Source organism: Pseudomonas sp. NBB, assembly GCF_032701105.1.
Taxonomy (GTDB): domain Bacteria; phylum Pseudomonadota; class Gammaproteobacteria; order Pseudomonadales; family Pseudomonadaceae; genus Aquipseudomonas; species Aquipseudomonas asiatica.
Window position 1 is genome coordinate 1,768,880 of record NZ_CP103994.1, and the last position, 12,866, is coordinate 1,781,745.

Genomic DNA, 12,866 nt, shown 5'->3' on the forward strand with positions numbered 1-12,866 from the left:
CGAACTGTTATGCACATTAATCCAGCACAGTTGAGGGTGCGATGAAACGCAGTGGAACGCTGATTCGGACCGTCATGGGTGAGGTGCAGGCGAGGATAGCCTCCCGGACCTACACGCCCGGTGCGCGGATCCCTTCGGTCCGGGCAATGGCACAGGCCATGCCGGTATCGGTTTCTACCGTACTTGAGGCCTATGAACGGTTGATGGCAGAGGGGGTGCTCAGCGCCCGCCCTGGCTCTGGCTACTACGTGGCAGGGCCCGTGGCGCCCTTGGCACTGACCGAACTCGGCCCCAGGCTCGATCGTGAGGTCGACCCGCTGTGGATCTCGCGCCAGTCTCTTGAAACCTCCAGCGATGCGCTGAAACCAGGGTGCGGGTGGCTGCCTGCCTCCTGGATGTACGAAGCCGGCATGCGTAAAGCGCTGCGAGTCGCTGCCCGTTCCGACACGGTAAAACTGGCCGAGTACGCGTCGCCGCTCGGGCATCCGCCGCTCAGGCAGTTCCTGTCGCGACGGCTGGCTGGCATCGGCATCGAAGCCCCGCTGGAACAGATCATGCTCACCGAATCGGGCACCCACGCCATCGACCTGATTTGCCGTTTTCTGCTGGAACCGGGGGACACGGTCCTGGTCGACGACCCCTGCTATTTCAATTTTCACGCACTGCTCAAAGCCCACAGGGTGAACATTGTCGGGGTACCCTACACGCAGACAGGCCCGGACATCGAGGCGTTCGGCGCAGCCCTGCTCAGGCACGCACCCAGGTTGTACATCACCAATTCCGGCATCCACAACCCAACCGGGGCCAGCCTGTCCCCGGTCACCGCGCACAGGCTGCTGAAGCTGGCCGACACCTCTAGCCTGGTGATCGTGGAGGACGACATCTTCGCTGATTTCGAGAATACGCCCGCGCCACGGCTGTCTGCCTTCGACGGCCTCTCGCGTGTGATTCAGATAGGCAGCTTTTCCAAGACCATCTCTGCTTCAATCCGATGCGGCTACATCGCCGCCCGTGGTGAATGGATCGAGAGCCTGGTCGACCTGAAGATCGCGACCACCTTCGGCGGCGGACGCTTGGCCGCGGACATCATCTATCAAGCGATTACGGATAGCGGGTACCGAAAACACATGGAAGGTGTCCGCCACCGGTTAGGCGAGGCAATGGACAGAACGGTGCCGAGGCTTCAGGCCATTGGTATCAAGCCGTGGATAATTCCCCAGGCAGGCATGTACCTCTGGTGCCAGCTCCCTCAAGGCAAGGATGCAGCAACGCTGGCCAGGACCTGCCTGAATGAAGGTGTAGTGTTGGCGCCCGGTAATGCGTTCAGCCAATCCATGACGGCGGGGGATTTCCTGCGCTTCAACGTTGCTCAATCGGGTGACGGCAAACTCTACGAAGTGTTGAAAAGGGCGCTGAGTGCGCAGTCGCCAGAGCACTTAGTGCCAAGCTGAGCTTGTCATGGGGCACACCTGCGACAGAAATGGCTACGGCATGCTCGCGCACCGCACGGGGGAGCGCAGCCAGCACTGCGCACGCGTAGTTCGGCTTGGGCCTGCCGTCTAAAGCCTGCATGACCTACAAACGGCTAATATCAAGTAGCACGGGGCTAACGATTGCTGGGCACCGGATCATAAGCTTGTCATCAATCCTTCATCCTTCCTGCCTAGGGTGAGGCGACAGTTACCAGGAAAAATGAGTGAAGAGGGCTTAGGGCTATGGACGAATACCAAGAAGAACTTCTCGAATTCCAGGCTTATGAACTGGACACCCCGGAACCGGCTGACGACGCCACCGAGCTCTAGCCCACCCGCCGCTGGCTGCGGCGAAACTCCCCCGGTGTAAGGCCCGTCCAGCGTTTGAATGCGCGCTGGAAGGCCTCGGCCGAAGCAAACCCCAGCAGGTAGGCAATCTCGCCAAAGGCCAGTTCCGTATCGCGGATGTAGGTCTGGGCCAGGTCGCGCCGTGTTTCGCTGAGCAGGTCGCGAAAACGGGTGCCTTCCTCGGCCAGCTTCCGGCGCAAGGTCCAGGTCGGAAGTTGCAGGTGCAGCGCCACTTCTTCCAGATCCGGCTCACGACCGCCGTTGAGCAATGGGCCCAGCAGGTGGGTGATGCGCTCACCCAGGCTGCGTACCCGCGTGCGTTGCAGCATTTCCGCCTCGCACAGCTGCAGCAGGTGGTGCCAGGTGCTTGGGCAATGCCTGGGATTGGCCAACTGCAGCGTGGCGCGGCTCAGGCGCAGCTGGTTACCAGCGGCCGCGAACTGCACGGGTGTGCTGCACAGCGGCTGGTAGCGCGCGGCATAAGCGGGTGCGGCGAACTCGATGTCCATATGTTCGGCCTGCACCGCCGTACCGGCCAGGTCGGCAAGCTGGGCGAGCCAGCCGGCAAGTAGCGAATCGACCACGAAACGGTTGTAGGCGTTGTAGGGGCTGATGGAGTAGAAGCGCAGCCAGGCGCCCTCGGCATCTTCCTGAAAACTGGAGTGGCCGCGGTAGTTGGCGGCGTACAGCGGCTCGAAGCGCAACAGGGTACGTGCCGCCTCGCCCAGGTTCGGTGCCTGGGCAGCGGTGACCCCGGCCAGGCCGGCATGCGCCAGGCGGCTCAGGCGCCCCATGTGCAGGCCCAGTGCGGCCTCGCCGCACAGCTCGATGGCAGCGTGCCCAAGGTGCATGTAGCGCGGGATCGACAAGCGCGCGCCGGCTTCGCCCAGGCGCGCCGCATCCAGGCCATAGCGGCGCAGCAGCGGCTCGGGGTCATGGCCCAGTTCGCGCAGGGCTTCGGTCAGCGGCTGGACAAAGCCAACCGACAGGTCGCCCAGGCGCACGCGGGGGCGGGCCATGGGCTTACAACCACAGGTTCAACAGGCGGGCTCCAGGGCTGGGGGTGCCTGCCAGCAATTCACCCGCCTGGCGGGCAAAGCCCTGGCCGTCGCTGCCCTGTTCCCAGAACTGCCCACGCATGAACACGCTCATGCTGCTGACGCTGGTTCCGGCCGATTGGGTCAGTCGCTGCCATGCAGCCTGTTCGCTGACTTCGCCGCGCCGCAAGGGCAGCCCGGCGCTGGCATCCTGATGGCGATTGCCGCGCCAGGGCGCTTGCCAGCTGCCCTTGCCGCTGAGGAACACCGGGTTGGCGATCAGTTGTACTGCCTGTTGGGCCAGTTGTTGGTGGTTTTCCGGGTACCAGCTGTCGCTGCCCACCAGCACGCCCAGGCGCCCGGCAGGGGTTTGCAATACCTGCAGCGGGTGCTGGCGGCCATCATGTACATAGCGGCGCATTTCGCTGTCGGGGAACTGCTGGCGTTGCGGTTGGCCCAGCAGCGAGCCGTCGCCGGCGAACACCACGCTGCTGTTGAACAGCGGGCCGCTGCCGGCATGCAGCACGCCCTGTTTCACGTAGGGGGCGGGCAGTACGATAGAGCCGGCCACCAGGGTGACATTGAATTCCTTGGCCAGGCCACCGAACAGTTGCTGGTAGTCCGCAGCCATCTGCTCGGCTTTCATGCGCAGGTGCGCGTCGGCGCGCCAGTCGTCCCCGTCGGCACGGAGCATGGCCAGGCCATAGCGCAGCGGGTTGCTCAGTTCCAGCCATTGCAGGGCTTCGCGGCTTTGCGTGACTTGATAAAGCTCGTTCTTTTCGCCACGCGCCCACAGCCAGGTGCCGATGTGCTCGGGTAGCACCACCACCGTGCGCGGGCCGACCAGCCCTTGGGTGCGGGCTTGCTCCAGGTAGGCCGCGAGCTTGCGATGCAGGCGCTGCAGGTTCTGGTAGTCGCCCGGGAACAGCAGCGGTTCGACGCCAAGCAGGTTGCCGTGCTCGCCCGGCACGCCATGGTTCAGCGCCAGTTCGATGCGCAGGTCGGACAGGTAATGGCCTTCCGGGCGCTGCTGGGTCCAGAAACCGTAGCCGCAGAGGGCGGCGATCATCACCAGCGCCAGGGCGCTTGCCAGGAGTTTTCGCATGAAGCAGGACAGCGCCTTGGAAACAAGAGTTTCCTAGGGTAGTCGCGCTGTGCGCGAGGATCAATAACTTGTCAGTTTCGATCATTGAGCCCGTTCAAACGTCTGTTTAATGTCGCAGGCAGACAAACGACGGGGTCCGCCAGCCGGTGAGGCACCCGCATTCCGTGAATACGCCACCTGGGGACCTTTCCATGGCCGCCGACCGCTACCCGCACCTGCTCGCACCGCTGGACCTGGGCTTCACCACCTTGCGCAACCGCACCCTGATGGGCTCGATGCACACCGGCCTCGAAGAGCGCCCGGGCGGCTTCGAGCGTATGGCGGCGTACTTTGCCGAGCGCGCCCGCGGTGGCGTCGGCCTGATGGTTACTGGCGGCATCGCGCCCAACGATGAGGGTGGGGTGTATTCCGGGGCGGCCAAGCTCAGCACCGAGGAAGAAGCCGACAAGCACCGCATCGTCACCGAGGCGGTACACGCTGCCGGCGGCAAGATCTGCCTGCAGATCCTGCATGCCGGGCGCTACGCTTACAGCCCGCGCCAGGTGGCACCCAGCGCGATCCAGGCGCCAATCAACCCGTTCAAGCCCAGGGAACTGGACGAGGCGGGTATCGAGAAGCAGATCGCCGACTTCGTCAATTGCGCGGTGCTGGCCCAGCGCGCCGGTTACGACGGCGTCGAGATCATGGGTTCGGAAGGCTACTTCATCAACCAGTTCCTCGCCGCCCACACCAACCACCGCACCGACCGCTGGGGTGGCAGTTATGAAAACCGCATGCGCCTGGCGGTGGAGATCGTCAGCCGGGTGCGCGGCGCGGTCGGGCCGAACTTCATCATCATCTTCCGCCTGTCGATGCTCGATCTCATCGAGGGCGGCAGCACCTGGGATGAAATCGAGCTGCTGGCCAAGGCCATCGAGAAGGCCGGCGCGACGTTGATCAATACCGGCATCGGCTGGCACGAAGCGCGTATACCGACCATTGCCACCAAGGTGCCGCGCGCGGCGTTCAGCAAGGTCACCGCCAAGTTGCGCGGCGTGGTGAACATTCCGCTGATCACCACCAACCGCATCAATACTCCGGAGGTGGCCGAGGCGGTGCTGGCCGAAGGCGATGCCGACATGGTCTCGATGGCACGTCCGTTCCTGGCCGACCCGGACTTCGTCAACAAGGCCGCTGCTGGCCGCGGCGACGAGATCAACACCTGCATCGGCTGCAACCAGGCCTGCCTGGACCATACTTTCGGCGGCAAGCTGACCAGTTGCCTGGTCAACCCGCGTGCCTGCCACGAGACCGAGCTCAACTACCTGCCCGTGCGCACCGTGAAGCGCATTGCCGTGGTCGGCGCAGGCCCGGCCGGCCTGGCGGCAGCCACGGTGGCGGCCGAGCGCGGCCACGCGGTGACCCTGTTCGATGCCGCCAGCGAGATCGGCGGGCAGTTCAATGTGGCCAAGCGGGTACCGGGAAAGGAAGAGTTCCATGAAACCCTGCGTTACTTCCGCAACAAGGTCAAAAGCACGGGCGTGGACTTGCGCCTGAACACCCGGGTCAATGTGCAGTCCCTGGTGGACGGTGGCTACGACGAGATCATCCTGGCCACCGGCATCGCTCCGCGCACGCCGGCCATCCCCGGTGTCGAGCATGCCAAGGTGCTCAGCTACCTCGACGTGCTGCTCGAGCGCAAGCCGGTGGGCAAGGCTGTCGCGGTGATTGGTGCGGGTGGCATCGGTTTCGACGTTTCCGAGTACCTGGTGCATCAGGGCGTTGCCACCAGCCAGGACCGTGAGGCGTTCTGGAAGGAGTGGGGCATCGACACCCATCTGCAGGCGCGTGGTGGCGTGGCCGGGATCAAGGCCGAGCCGCATGCCCCGGCGCGGCAGGTGTACCTGTTGCAGCGCAAGAAATCCAAGGTGGGTGACGGCCTGGGCAAGACCACCGGCTGGATTCACCGCACCGGGTTGAAGAACAAGCGGGTGCAGATGCTCAACAGCGTCGAGTACCTGGGCATCGACGATGCCGGCCTGCACATTCGCGTGGCCGATGGCGAGCCGCAGGTGCTGGCGGTGGACAACGTGGTGATCTGTGCAGGGCAGGAGCCGCTGCGCGAGCTGCAGGACGGGCTGGTGGCGGCGGGGCAGTCGGTACACCTGATTGGTGGGGCAGATGTGGCGGCCGAGCTGGATGCCAAGCGGGCGATCAACCAAGGTTCGAGATTGGCGGCTGAGCTCTGAGATCGCCGGGGCCGCTTTGCGGCCCTGTGGGAGCGGGTTCACCCGCGAATAGGGCTGCGCGGTGCATGGCACCGGCTGCGCCGGTGTTCGCGGGTGAACCCGCTCCCACAGGGACGCAAAGCAGCCCCAGGCTTTCACTGGTAAACTCGCACGATGCACTTTGACCTGCCCCAAGCCCCCCTGCAGCCCCTGATCCTGCCCTGGCTGCAACAAGCCCAGGTAGAAGCCGCCATCCTGCGCCTGGACCTGATCGATCCGCTGATCAGCGGCAACAAATGGTTCAAGCTACGCCATCACCTGCAACAGGCCAGCGCCAGCAACGCCCCGGGCCTGATCAGCCTCGGCGGCAACCATTCCAACCACCTGCACGCCCTGGCCGCTGCCGGCAAGCGCTTCGGCTTCGCCACCGCCGGCCTGCTGCGTGGTCACGCCCAGGACACGCCAACCGTGCGTGACCTGCAGACGCTGGGCATGGAACTGCACTGGCTGGGCTATGGCGGCTACCGCGCACGAAATCAAGCGGGTTTCTGGGAGCCCTGGCAAGCGCGCTACCCGGGTTGGTACTGCATCCCTGAAGGGGGCGGCGGGTTGGCCGGTGCACAGGGCTGCGCGCTGATCATGCAGCAGGCACGGGCGCAGATCGCGGCACTGGGCTGGTCGGGCTACGACGCCTGGTGGCTGGCTGCTGGAACGGGGACTACCCTGGCCGGTCTGGTAATGGCCGAGGCGGGCGCACATGTGGTGCATGGTGCAGTGGCGGTACCCAGGGACCATGGTGTGCCGGTGGCGGTAGCAGCACTGGCCGGCGCGCATGGCTACCAACTGCACGACGCCTGCCGTGGCGGTTTCGGCAAATTCGACGCTGATCTGTTGGCGTTCATCGCTGATTGCGAGCGGCACACAGGCGTGCCGCTCGAAGCCCTCTACACTGGCAAGGCTCTGCTGGCCCTGCGTGAGCAGGTCGAGGCCGGGCTGTTCGCGCCCGGCACCCGCCTGATCGTGGTGCACACCGGCGGCCTGCAGGGCCGGCGCGGTTACTTGTAGGGCAGCATGCGCAGCAGCGTGTTGTCGCGCTGCACATAGTGGTGATAGAGCCCGGCCAGAGCGTGCAGGCCGATCAGCCAGTAGCCCCAGCTGCCGATGCGTTCATGCCAGCCTTTGATGAACTTGGCCTGGTCCGGATTCGGGCCGATCAGGTGCGGCAGCTCCAGACCGAAGAACGGCACTGGTTTGTCGGCGGCGCTGAGGATCAGCCAGCCGGCCAGCGGCAGGATGATCATCAGCAGGTACAACGCCAGGTGCATCAGGTGCGCGAGGCCGGTCTGCCAGGCCGCAGGCTTGGGCACGATGGGTGGAGTCGGGCGGCTCAGGCGGATGGCCAGGCGCAACCAGACCAGCACGAACACGCTGAGCCCGAGCATGAAGTGCAGGTCCTTCATCAGGTTGCGTTCGACGCTGTCCTTGGGGAACAGGCCACGCAGTTCGATTAGGGCGTAGACAGCGGCCAGCAGCACCAGCATCAGCCAGTGCAGGGCGATGGACAGGCGCGCGTAATGGGTCGTGGGGGTGGATGAAACCATGATCGGTCCTCGTCATCAGGTCGGAATAGCGCTCTTGCCGGCGCTCAGGAAGTACTGTAGTGGCTACGGGGTAACAAATCTTTGCGCCAGGTCTGTGAAAATTGTGTTGTCTGCACCGGCCCTTTCGCGGGTGAACCCGCTCCCACAGGCACAGCGCTGAGCCAGAGACCTGTGCAGTACCTGTGGGGGCGGGCAAGCCCGCGAAGAGGCCGGAACAGCCTGCATCATGCCTTGGATGTAAATGGCCAACTGTCAGCCACCAGAAACACCCGCTCGGCCTCCTGCCACGCCCCGTCAGCCTCTTGCTCCAACCTCACCAGCAACTGCGCCGGAGCCTGCCGCTCCAGCACATGCAGCCATGCCGCAAACTGCTCCACCGCCCAGCACTCATGCGCCTCGACCCGCGCTGGCGCCAGCCAGGCATGCCGTTGCGGCGGCTGCCATTGCTCACCTTCGCCCATGACCCAGTCCCGCCGCCGCAGCCAGCGCCCGCGCAAGTGCTGCGGGTTGGCGCCCTGTAGTGGCTGCGCATGCCCGGGCCACGGGTAGAACAGATAGCCACCCAGCCACACATGCGCCTGCACCTGCTCCACCCCCAGCCGAGCCAGCACCTCGCGGCTGTGTGCCCCCGCCGACATGGGCAACTGGTGCCGTGCCAGGTGCGCCAGTTTGCTTCCCAGTCGGTCATGGCAGCCCGGCCCCAGCCAGGCGTCGGGGTCATGCCCGGGGTGTTCCGGACCCAGGTACAGCTTGATGGCCAGTTCCAGGTGGTGCACACCGTCGCGGTCGCGCAGCACCACATCCAGCTCGCCCAGGGTGCGCCCGCCGTCGCGAATCGCCAGGTTGGCCGCCAGCAGTTCGATGCCCGGGGCCTGGCCCAGGGCGAATTGCCACAGCCGTTCGTAGTAGTGCCCCAGGCGCCGGCTACCCAGCTGCGCCAGCCAGTCGCGCAATGGGCGGTCATCGTCATCCAGCGCCCGCAGCCAGTCTGCCAGGCGCTGTGGCTGGTCCGCCCACAGGCTGCCCGCCAGCGGGTGGCGCTGGGGGCAGGGCGGGGCGCTGAGCAACGGAGGCGACAGCAGGGCCCAGGCCAGGTCGCGCACGTTGGGGCGGCGTAGCTGCCGGGGCAGGTCGTGGAGCAGGGCGAATGGCATCATCCTGCGAGCATAGCCGGTTTGCCGCTACCCGGTGGTTTCGCCCATAATCGCGGCATAGTCACCCGCCGCAGAGCCTCGCAGGAGCCCCATGGAGCAATTTCGCAATATCGGTATCATTGGCCGCCTTGGCAGCTCCCAGGTGCTCGACACCATTCGCCGACTGAAAAAATTTCTTATCGAGCGCCACCTGCACGTGATCCTCGAGGACACCATCGCCGAAGTGTTGCCTGGCCATGGCCTGCAAACTTCCACCCGCAAGCTGCTGGGTGAGGTCTGTGACCTGGTCATCGTGGTCGGCGGCGACGGCAGCCTGCTGGGCGCCGCCCGCGCCCTGGCCCGGCACAACATTCCGGTGCTGGGCATCAACCGTGGCAATCTGGGTTTCCTCACCGACATCCGCCCCGACGAGCTGGAAGAGAAGGTCGCCGAAGTGCTCGACGGCCACTACCTGGTGGAAAACCGCTTCCTGCTGCAGGCCGAGGTACGCCGCCACAACGAAGCCATCGGCCAGGGTGATGCGCTGAACGATGTGGTGCTGCACCCGGGCAAGTCCACGCGCATGATCGAGTTCGAGATCTACATCGATGGCCAGTTCGTCTGCAGCCAGAAGGCCGACGGCCTGATCGTCGCCACCCCCACCGGCTCCACCGCCTACGCGCTGTCGGCCGGCGGCCCGATCATGCACCCCAAGCTCGATGCCATCGTCATCGTGCCGATGTACCCGCACACCCTGTCAGGCCGGCCGATCGTGGTCGACGGCAACAGCGAACTGAAGATCGTGGTGTCCAAGGACCTGCAGATCTACCCGCAGGTATCCTGTGACGGCCAGAACCACTTCACCTGTGCCCCCGGCGACACCATCACGGTGAGCAAGAAACCGCAGAAGCTGCGCCTGATCCACCCGCTGGACCACAATTACTACGAGGTCTGCCGCACCAAGCTCGGCTGGGGCAGCCGGCTGGGAAGCAGGGACGACTGATGCTCGATCCGGCGCGTAGTTTCGACATCATCGGTGACGTGCACGGTTGTGCGCTGACCCTTGAACGCCTGCTCGACGCCCTCGGTTACAAGCGTGTGGCAGGCGTGTGGCGCCACCCGCGGCGCCAGGCGCTGTTCCTTGGCGACATCGTGGACCGCGGGCCACGCATCCGCGAGGCGCTGCACATCGTCCACGACATGGTCGAGGCCGGCCAGGCGTTCTGCATCATGGGCAACCACGAGTACAACGCGCTGGGCTGGGTCACCCCGGCACTGCCTGGCAGCGGCAAGGCCTTCGTGCGCGAGCATACGCCACGCCACGCCCGGCTGATCGACGAAACCCTGACCCAGTTTGCCCACCACCCCGCTGACTGGCACGACTTCGTCAACTGGTTCTACGAATTGCCGCTGTTCGTCGACGCCGGGCGCTTCCGCCTGGTGCATGCCTGCTGGGACCCGCGGCTGATCGAGCCGCTGCGCCAGCAGTACCCCGACGGGCGCATCGACGAACACTTCATCCAGGCCTCGGCGGTGAACGGCAGCTTTGCCGCCACCGTGTGCAACCGCCTGCTGCGCGGTACCGACATGCGCCTGCCGGACGGCCTGACCCTCACCGGTGGCGACGGCCTGACCCGTGCCTTCTTCCGTACCAAGTTCTGGGAAGAAGACCCGCAAACCTACGGCGACATCGTGTTCCAGCCAGACGCCCTGCCCGCGGAAGTGGCCAGCACCCCGCTCAGTCACAGCCAGAAGAACGCCTTGCTGCGCTATGCCGAAGACGAGCCCATGCTGTTCGTCGGCCATTACTGGCGCAGCGGCCGCCCGGCGCCGATCCGCGCCAACCTGGCCTGCCTGGACTACAGCGCCGTGCTCTATGGCAAGCTGGCAGCCTACCGGCTGGATGATGAAACCCGCATCGACCCGCACAAGTTCGTCTGGGTCGACGTCGACCGCCCACAGGCCAACCAATGAACATTATCGAAGTGATGCGCCTGCCGCTGTCGGTCGACCTCAGCGGCTTCGTTCACCTGCTGCAGCGCCTGCAGGTGCCGCACCGGGTCAGCGAGGAGGGCGATGCCCAGGTGCTCTGGGCCCCCGACACCCTGGCAGCGGACGTCCGCGAACTCTACCAGCGCTACCCCGACGGCAACGCCGACCTCGAACTTGCACAGGACCCTGTGGGAGCGGGTTTACCCGCGAATAGCCCCACACAACCCTCCCTGGCAGAACAGGCCAAAGCCTGCAAAGTCACCACTATCACCCTGCTGCTGTGCTTCATCGTCGCCGGCCTCACCGGCCTTGGCGACAATTTCACCACCATCAGCTGGTTCACCTTCCTCGATTTCCGCGTCCAGGGCGACTACCTGTACTTCAGCCCGCTGGCGCAAAGCCTGGACCAAGGCCAGTGGTGGCGCCTGGTATCGCCCATGCTGCTGCATTTCGGCGTGCTGCACCTGGCCATGAACAACCTGTGGTACTGGGAGCTGGGCAAACGCATCGAACTGCGCCAGGGCCCGTGGGCGCTGCTGGGCCTGACCCTGCTGTTCAGCCTGGTGTCCAACCTGGCCCAGCACTACAGCAGCGGGCCGAGCCTGTTCGGTGGCCTGTCCGGCGTGCTGTACGGCCTGCTCGGGCACATCTGGCTGTACCAGTGGCTGGCACCCGACCGTTACTTCAACCTGCCCAAGGGCGTGCTGGTGATGATGCTGATCTGGCTGGTGGTGTGCCTGAGCGGCGTGATCGACACCCTGGGCCTTGGCCAGATCGCCAACGCCGCCCACGTCGGCGGGCTGCTCATCGGATGCCTGACCGGGCTCTTGGGTGGGGCGCTGGCCCGGCGTAAACTGTCGGCTTGAATCAGGAGACACTATGTCCACTTTCGCGCAAATGATTGAAAACATCACCCCGGAAATCTACGAGAGCCTGAAACTGGCCGTGGAAATCGGCAAATGGTCGGATGGCCGCAAGCTCACTGCCGAGCAGAAAGAGCTGTCGCTGCAGGCGGTAATCGCCTGGGAGATGAAAAACCTGCCCGAAGACCAGCGTACCGGCTACATGGGCCCGCAGGAATGCGCCTCGAAGTCCGCGCCGATCGCCAACATTCTGTTCAAGTCGGACTCGGTACATTGATCGAACTCGCTCGTGGCTCGTTGAGCAAGATGGCGGTAAGCCTGCAGGCGCCAGTGGTGCAGTACAGCTTTCGCCTGGATGACACGCAGGTGCCGGTCAACCCGCTGATCGGCCAGCGCCTGCGCCTTGAGTACCTTGGCGCCATTCACTGCAGCCATTGTGGCAAGCGCACCAAGACCAGCTTCAGCCAGGGTTACTGCTACCCGTGCATGACCAAACTGGCCCAGTGCGACGTGTGCATCATGGCCCCGGAAAAGTGCCACTACGACGCCGGCACCTGCCGCGAACCGTCGTGGGGCGAACAGTTCTGCATGACCGACCATGTGGTCTACCTGGCCAACTCGTCGGGGATCAAGGTCGGTATCACCCGCGCCACCCAGCTGCCCACCCGCTGGCTCGACCAGGGCGCCACCCAGGCCCTGCCGATCGTGCGCGTGGCCACCCGCCAGCAGTCCGGCCTGGTCGAAGACTTGCTGCGCAGCCAGGTGCCGGACCGCACCAACTGGCGCGCCCTGCTCAAGGGCGATGCCGAGGAGCTCGACCTGGTGGCCATTCGTGAACAGGTCTTCGACGCCTGTGCCGAGGGCCTGCGCGAGCTGCAGGGGCGCTTCGGCCTGCAGGCGATCCAGCCGCTGGCCGACGCCGAAGTGGTGCAGATGAAGTACCCGGTCGAGGCCTACCCATCGAAGATCGTCAGCTTCAACCTCGACAAGGACCCGGTAGTGGAAGGCACGCTGCTGGGCATCAAGGGCCAGTACCTGATCTTCGACACCGGTGTGATCAATATTCGCAAGTACACGGCCTACCAGTTGGCCGTGCTCCAGTAAAAAG

12 protein-coding genes are annotated in these 12,866 nt (G+C 65.0%); 8 read left to right on the forward strand and 4 right to left on the reverse strand.

Features of this window, described 5'->3' with window-relative positions; genetic code table 11:
• Positions 1-41 precede the first annotated feature (41 nt).
• Entirely contained in the window at positions 42-1,451 is a 1,410-nt protein-coding gene (locus NY023_RS08305) for a PLP-dependent aminotransferase family protein (protein WP_044046924.1), read from the forward strand.
• Positions 1,452-1,798: 347 nt separating this feature from the next.
• Here NY023_RS08305 and NY023_RS08310 read toward each other — a convergent pair whose 3' ends face one another.
• Entirely contained in the window at positions 1,799-2,839 is a 1,041-nt protein-coding gene (locus tag NY023_RS08310) for an AraC family transcriptional regulator (protein ID WP_013971618.1), read from the reverse strand.
• 4 nt (positions 2,840-2,843) lie between these two features.
• Positions 2,844-3,962, reverse strand: coding sequence for a nitrilase-related carbon-nitrogen hydrolase (locus NY023_RS08315; protein ID WP_013971619.1), 1,119 nt, complete (start codon positions 3,960-3,962; stop codon positions 2,844-2,846).
• A gap of 191 nt (positions 3,963-4,153) precedes the next feature.
• On the opposite strand from NY023_RS08315, the gene NY023_RS08320 reads away from it, so the two are divergent.
• Both NY023_RS08320 and NY023_RS08325 read left to right on the forward strand, forming a co-directional pair.
• Complete coding sequence (locus tag NY023_RS08320) at positions 4,154-6,190, forward strand: NADPH-dependent 2,4-dienoyl-CoA reductase (RefSeq protein WP_013971620.1); 2,037 nt, start codon at positions 4,154-4,156, stop codon at positions 6,188-6,190.
• A gap of 153 nt (positions 6,191-6,343) precedes the next feature.
• Entirely contained in the window at positions 6,344-7,234 is an 891-nt protein-coding gene (locus tag NY023_RS08325; protein ID WP_013971621.1) for a 1-aminocyclopropane-1-carboxylate deaminase/D-cysteine desulfhydrase, read from the forward strand.
• Here NY023_RS08325 and cybB read toward each other — a convergent pair.
• Together cybB and NY023_RS08335 are read right to left on the reverse strand one after the other, a co-directional pair.
• A complete protein-coding gene (gene cybB / locus NY023_RS08330; RefSeq protein WP_013971622.1) occupies positions 7,225-7,770 on the reverse strand; it encodes a cytochrome b561 in 546 nt (181 codons plus the stop codon). The two genes, NY023_RS08325 and cybB, sit on opposite strands and share 10 nt — an antisense overlap.
• Before the next feature lie 224 nt (positions 7,771-7,994).
• Positions 7,995-8,927 carry a DUF1853 family protein gene (locus NY023_RS08335; protein WP_013971623.1) on the reverse strand — a complete coding sequence of 311 codons (933 nt, stop codon included), beginning with the start codon at positions 8,925-8,927 and terminating at the stop codon, positions 7,995-7,997.
• An 88-nt stretch (positions 8,928-9,015) separates the two neighbouring features.
• Between NY023_RS08335 and NY023_RS08340 the strand changes: the two genes are divergently transcribed.
• The 5 genes from NY023_RS08340 to NY023_RS08360 are packed head-to-tail and all read left to right on the forward strand — an operon-like array spanning position 9,016 to position 12,862.
• Positions 9,016-9,906 (forward strand): NAD(+) kinase, encoded by an 891-nt coding sequence (locus tag NY023_RS08340; RefSeq protein WP_013971624.1) that lies wholly within the window; start codon positions 9,016-9,018, stop codon positions 9,904-9,906.
• The gene (locus NY023_RS08345) at positions 9,906-10,877 is read left to right on the forward strand and encodes a metallophosphoesterase (RefSeq protein ID WP_013971625.1); all 972 of its coding nucleotides are present in this window, start codon (positions 9,906-9,908) and stop codon (positions 10,875-10,877) included. Before NY023_RS08340 ends, NY023_RS08345 begins: the two co-directional genes overlap by 1 nt.
• Complete coding sequence (locus tag NY023_RS08350; RefSeq protein WP_013971626.1) at positions 10,874-11,761, forward strand: rhomboid family intramembrane serine protease; 888 nt, start codon at positions 10,874-10,876, stop codon at positions 11,759-11,761. The genes NY023_RS08345 and NY023_RS08350 overlap by 4 nt, the downstream gene beginning before the upstream one ends.
• A 13-nt stretch (positions 11,762-11,774) precedes the next feature.
• Positions 11,775-12,035, forward strand: a complete 261-nt coding sequence (locus NY023_RS08355) for a YeaC family protein (protein ID WP_003260154.1) — start codon at positions 11,775-11,777, stop codon at positions 12,033-12,035.
• The gene (locus NY023_RS08360; RefSeq protein WP_013971627.1) at positions 12,032-12,862 is read left to right on the forward strand and encodes a DUF2797 domain-containing protein; all 831 of its coding nucleotides are present in this window, start codon (positions 12,032-12,034) and stop codon (positions 12,860-12,862) included. The genes NY023_RS08355 and NY023_RS08360 overlap by 4 nt, the downstream gene beginning before the upstream one ends.
• Positions 12,863-12,866: the final 4 nt, after the last annotated feature.